At 62.3% G+C, this 4,022-nt stretch carries 6 protein-coding genes and 1 pseudogene; 4 read left to right on the top strand and 3 right to left on the bottom strand.

What is annotated here, in order from left to right; all coding sequences use genetic code 11:
* A partial coding sequence (locus ACLP9N_RS40420; protein WP_442412650.1) for a helicase associated domain-containing protein occupies positions 1-1,130 on the top strand: 1,130 nt, incomplete at its 5' end.
* Between the two features lie 47 nt (positions 1,131-1,177).
* Here the strand turns inward: ACLP9N_RS40420 and ACLP9N_RS40425 are convergent.
* Positions 1,178-1,729, bottom strand: coding sequence for a recombinase family protein (locus tag ACLP9N_RS40425; RefSeq protein ID WP_442412651.1), 552 nt, complete (start codon positions 1,727-1,729; stop codon positions 1,178-1,180).
* A gap of 162 nt (positions 1,730-1,891) precedes the next feature.
* Between ACLP9N_RS40425 and ACLP9N_RS40430 the strand changes: the two genes are divergently transcribed.
* On the top strand, positions 1,892-2,077 hold the full coding sequence (locus ACLP9N_RS40430) for a helix-turn-helix domain-containing protein (protein ID WP_442412652.1): 186 nt from the start codon (positions 1,892-1,894) through the stop codon (positions 2,075-2,077).
* A gap of 10 nt (positions 2,078-2,087) precedes the next feature.
* On the opposite strand, the gene ACLP9N_RS40435 is transcribed toward ACLP9N_RS40430, so the two are convergent.
* Together ACLP9N_RS40435 and ACLP9N_RS40440 are read right to left on the bottom strand one after the other, a co-directional pair.
* Positions 2,088-2,789: a hypothetical protein gene (locus ACLP9N_RS40435; RefSeq protein ID WP_442412655.1), complete on the bottom strand. Its 702-nt coding sequence runs from the start codon at positions 2,787-2,789 to the stop codon at positions 2,088-2,090.
* Positions 2,776-3,156: an ArsR/SmtB family transcription factor gene (locus tag ACLP9N_RS40440; protein WP_442412653.1), complete on the bottom strand. Its 381-nt coding sequence runs from the start codon at positions 3,154-3,156 to the stop codon at positions 2,776-2,778. The genes ACLP9N_RS40435 and ACLP9N_RS40440 overlap by 14 nt, the downstream gene beginning before the upstream one ends.
* Before the next feature lie 109 nt (positions 3,157-3,265).
* Here ACLP9N_RS40440 and ACLP9N_RS40445 point away from each other — a divergent pair, with 109 nt between their 5' ends.
* Positions 3,266-3,547, top strand: coding sequence for an SHOCT domain-containing protein (locus ACLP9N_RS40445; RefSeq protein ID WP_442412654.1), 282 nt, complete (start codon positions 3,266-3,268; stop codon positions 3,545-3,547).
* A 91-nt stretch (positions 3,548-3,638) separates the two neighbouring features.
* Positions 3,639-4,022, top strand: a pseudogene (locus ACLP9N_RS40450) (hypothetical protein); the annotation flags it as partial.

Below are 4,022 nucleotides of genomic sequence, written 5' to 3' on the forward strand. Positions count from 1 at the left end.
GTGCTCAAAGAATGAAGAAAGCGGCCGGAGAGCTTTCCGAAGACCGCCAGCGTCGGCTGGAGGCGCTACCCGGATGGATGTGGGATGTCAAAGGAGAGCAATGGGAGGCGGCTTTTGCGCTACTCCAGCGGTACGCCAAAGCAGAGGGAAACCCAGACGTTCCGGGCGGCCATGTTTTCGAGGGCTACAAGCTCGGGGACTGGGTGGAGCGCCAGCGGAGTGCATACGTCAAAGGCAACCTCAGCACCGACCGCGTGCAACGCCTCGAGGCAGTGGAGGGCTGGCAGTGGAACCCGAAGGCTGACCAATGGGTGCGGGGCCTATCGGAGTTGCTGAAGTTCATCGCTGAACACGGGCACGCACTAGTACCCGCCGCGTACATGGTTGGGAGTTACCGGCTCGGCGGGTGGGTTCTGACTCAACGCGTTGCGTTCGTCGAGGGAACCATTGACCCGGCGCGGAAGCGCCGCCTTGAAGAAGTTCCGGGGTGGTCGTGGAACCCCCACGAAGACAGTTGGGAGAGAGCGTTCAGGCTACTTGAGGAGTACGCCGAGGCTAACGGCAATGTACGACTCCCCGACTCGTACAGGGTTGACGACTTCGGACTGGGCGCGTGGGTCGGTATTCAACGAGGGGCGCATAAGAAGGGAAAGCTCACCGCAGAACGAGTCCGCAGGCTCGAGCGCCTTCCGGGCTGGGTTTGGGATCACCGTGCAGCGAACTGGGAGGAGGGCATGGAGAAACTCCTTCAATTTGTGGAAAGCCAGGGGCACTGTCTCGTTCCTCAACGCGTCCCGTTCGGCGGTTACCCGCTCGGCACCTGGGTCGCCCGCCAGCGACGTGACTACGCTAGGGGCAGCCTCGATTTGGAACGGCAGCGCCGTCTTGATGAAGTGCCGGGGTGGACGTGGAACCCTCACGCCGAGAAGTGGGAGAGGGCGTTCCAGTTAGTTGAGAAGTTTGCGCTGGAACATGGCCACGCCCGCGTGCCAGATGCCTACAGCGTGAACGGTTTCAGGCTAGGTTCCTGGGTGGGCATCCAACGCGCCGCTTACCGCAACGGGACTCTCGCCCCTGAGCGGGAACGGCGGCTTCGTAAACTCCCTGGCTGGGTTTGGCAGGCCAAGTAAACCTACCCCCGACCGGACCGTTCGAGTGGCGCACGGTTCCGCCGGAGTCAGGCGATCTTGTAGTTGTAGACGGTCTGACGGCTCACACCATATTCCGTGGCGAGTGCGGTAACAGATTCACCCTTGGCCAGGCGTTCGCGTAGCTCACTGGCCTGCGTCTGCGAAAGTGACGCTTTACGTCCCTTGTACTTCCCGGCAGCTTTAGCGAGGGCGATTCCCTCCCGTTGACGTTCGAGGATCATCGACCTCTCGAACTCCGCAACTGCTCCGAGCATCGACAGTAGGAGCGTGTTCATCGGTGAATCGTCTCCGGTGAAGGTCAGGGACTCTTTGACGAACTCAACCCGCACGCCCTGCCCCGTAAGTTCCCGAACGATCCGGCGCAGATCTTCGAGGTTGCGTGCGAGTCGGTCCATCGAATGAACGACGAGCGTGTCGTCATCACGCAGGTACTCGATGGCACGGGCCAGCTCAGGACGGTTGGCGTCCTTGCCGCTGGCCTTGTCCGTGAACACCTTGTCCAGCTCGACACCAACGAGCTGACGATCCGTGTTCTGGTCGACGGTGCTGACACGCTGATAACCAATCCGCTGGCCCACTCTGAACTCCTTCAGTCGATGAACAGTCAAAGTAGATCCTATGAATATGGTGGACAGTTGTCAAACAATGCGGGAAGAGATCCTAGTTTGACACTGCAGAGGGAGTCTCGGGCTGTCCAGTAAGGGTGTACCCCAAATGGACGCATGGAAGGAGAGTGTGCTTTGACGACGACCAGGGCGCATATACCCCCGACCCCTATCGCGGGCCACGCCGGGCGGCGAGGACAGGCTGCTGGCGCAGCGGATGCACGCAAGCGGGAATCAGTCACCGCCATCGCGGGCACGCTCGGTGTCAGCCGTGCCACGGTCTACCGGGTCCTGGCCGAGGAGGGCGACGAGACAAGCTGAGCCGATAGCGTCAACAGGCGCACTGCTCACCTCGCCAGGCTTGGATGCCTTCCCAGAGAGCAACTGCGGAAATCCCAAGCCCGACAACGGGGTCCAACCACCACCCGCCGGGCCATACCGCCACAATCGCCAACGTGATAAGCACGGCGGCGGCCTGTGCACCGCAGAGATAGTTTTGCGTACCCTCTCCGACAGTGGCCTTGGAGTCCAATCGGGCACCTAACTTGTGCTTCGCATAGCCGAGCAGGGGCATCGCCATCAGCGCCACAGCGGTTAAGGCGATGCCGATAAGCGTCGCTTCTGGTCGATGTCCAACCACGATGTTGTGGACCGATGCAGCGGCGATGTACGGGGCGATCAACCAAAAGGAGATGGCGACCCCACGCTGCGCCCGGCGCTCGGCGGTCTCCGAAAGAGTGCGGGAGCCGGTGAACCGCCACACCACGATCAGGCTGGCCAAGCCCTCCACCGCACTACCAAGTGCCCACCCGATCAAGGAGATGGAACCGGCGACAAATCCCTGCCAGAGACCGATCACGCCTTCCGCGCACATCCACAGCAAGCTTGCCCACGCGAGCCAACGCGCCCAGCGAGCCGCACGAAGCCTGTCGCCACCCCATACGACCGGCGTCAACTGTGCGCTGGCGGACGCCTCGCAGCATGTCTTATCGACCAATGCGGCTTGCTCGCCAGTGCCCTCAGCAGTCATCAGTCATCGTCGTGGCGAACTGGTCCACGCCGTAGTTGGGGCACAATGCGACCGCTTGCCCGGTGGCCTCCAACACCGTCTGGGCGGAGGCAAGAACATCGATCAACGCGGGCTGCGTTAGCCGAAACAGCGACGCCCGGCCTAGCGGCTCAGATATGACCAGGCCGCACTCCCGCAGGCAGGCAAGGTGTTTGGAGACCGTTGACTGCGCCAGCCCTGATGCCTCGACCAAGTCGGTTACCCGCGCTGGGCCGACTACCAACCGCCGCACGATTGCCAGGCGGGTGGGATCACCGAGTGAACGGAACAGTGCTGCTGCCGGGGCTAGCTCGATCCGCTCCACTTGCCCAGATGCCGCTGGTATTCCCATTCAGCGATGCTATCGCCACATAGCGAAAAAAGGACCATCGGCCCTAGAAGCTTCCCGACGGGCGAGCCATCATTGCTCTCAAGGATCAGTTGAGAGAGGAGCGCCGACGATGTGCGGATGGGGCGGTAACGGCTGGATGTGGAACGGCGGTGGCTGGGGGTGGGGCTGGATCGTCGGGGCCGTGGTCCTCGTGGTGCTATTCGCGCTCGTGATCACGGCGGTAATACTGACCGTCCGCTATTTCAGCGAGGGAGGCGGCCACCGTGGTCCGGGGAGCCCCCAGCAGGCACGGGGCGCAGAAGACGTTCTGGGTGAACGCTTCGCCCGTGGCGAGATTGACGAAGATGAATACCGGCGGCGCATGACGACGCTGCAAGAACATCGGTCATGACGGCAAGGTCGATGAGGCTGGCAGCCTTGGGGAAGCCTCTCGCACCTGCCAGGAAAGAATCGGACTGCGTAGGAGGGTGCCGGAGATCGCTATGTTGACTCGTCGCGGGGCGCTGGTCGCGCTGGGTGCGCTCGGGGCGGGCAGTGTGCTTGGTCTGGGGTATGTCCTTCGCGGCATCTTTGAATCCCCGACAACAGGCATCCGCCTCACCAACGGGGACGGGTGCATGGGGGGCGTCGGTATGGCGGACATGAACCTCTATATGGACATGTTCATGCGGCATCGCGAGATCAGCCGCACTGTTGAGGAAATCCCCGGCGGCGTCCGTACCACCACGCAATCGAATTCCCCGGACCTCGCCGCACAACTCCATACGCACGTATCGAGCATGTACTCCCATCTCGACCAGGGCGTCGAGGTCACCTGCATGAGCCAAACGCTGCCCACCCTCTTCCGAAATGCCAACGGCTACCGC

This window comes from Mycobacterium sp., assembly GCF_052144515.1.
Taxonomy (GTDB): Bacteria; Actinomycetota; Actinomycetes; order Mycobacteriales; family Mycobacteriaceae; genus Mycobacterium.

What these genes read in the sequence shown, in the direction of transcription:
- ACLP9N_RS40440 (WP_442412653.1), bottom strand. Translation starts at nt 3,156, where the DNA reads ATGGGAATACCAGCGGCATCTGGGCAAGTGGAGCGGATCGAGCTAGCC.
- ACLP9N_RS40445 (WP_442412654.1), top strand. Translation starts at nt 3,266, where the DNA reads ATGTGCGGATGGGGCGGTAACGGCTGGATGTGGAACGGCGGTGGCTGG.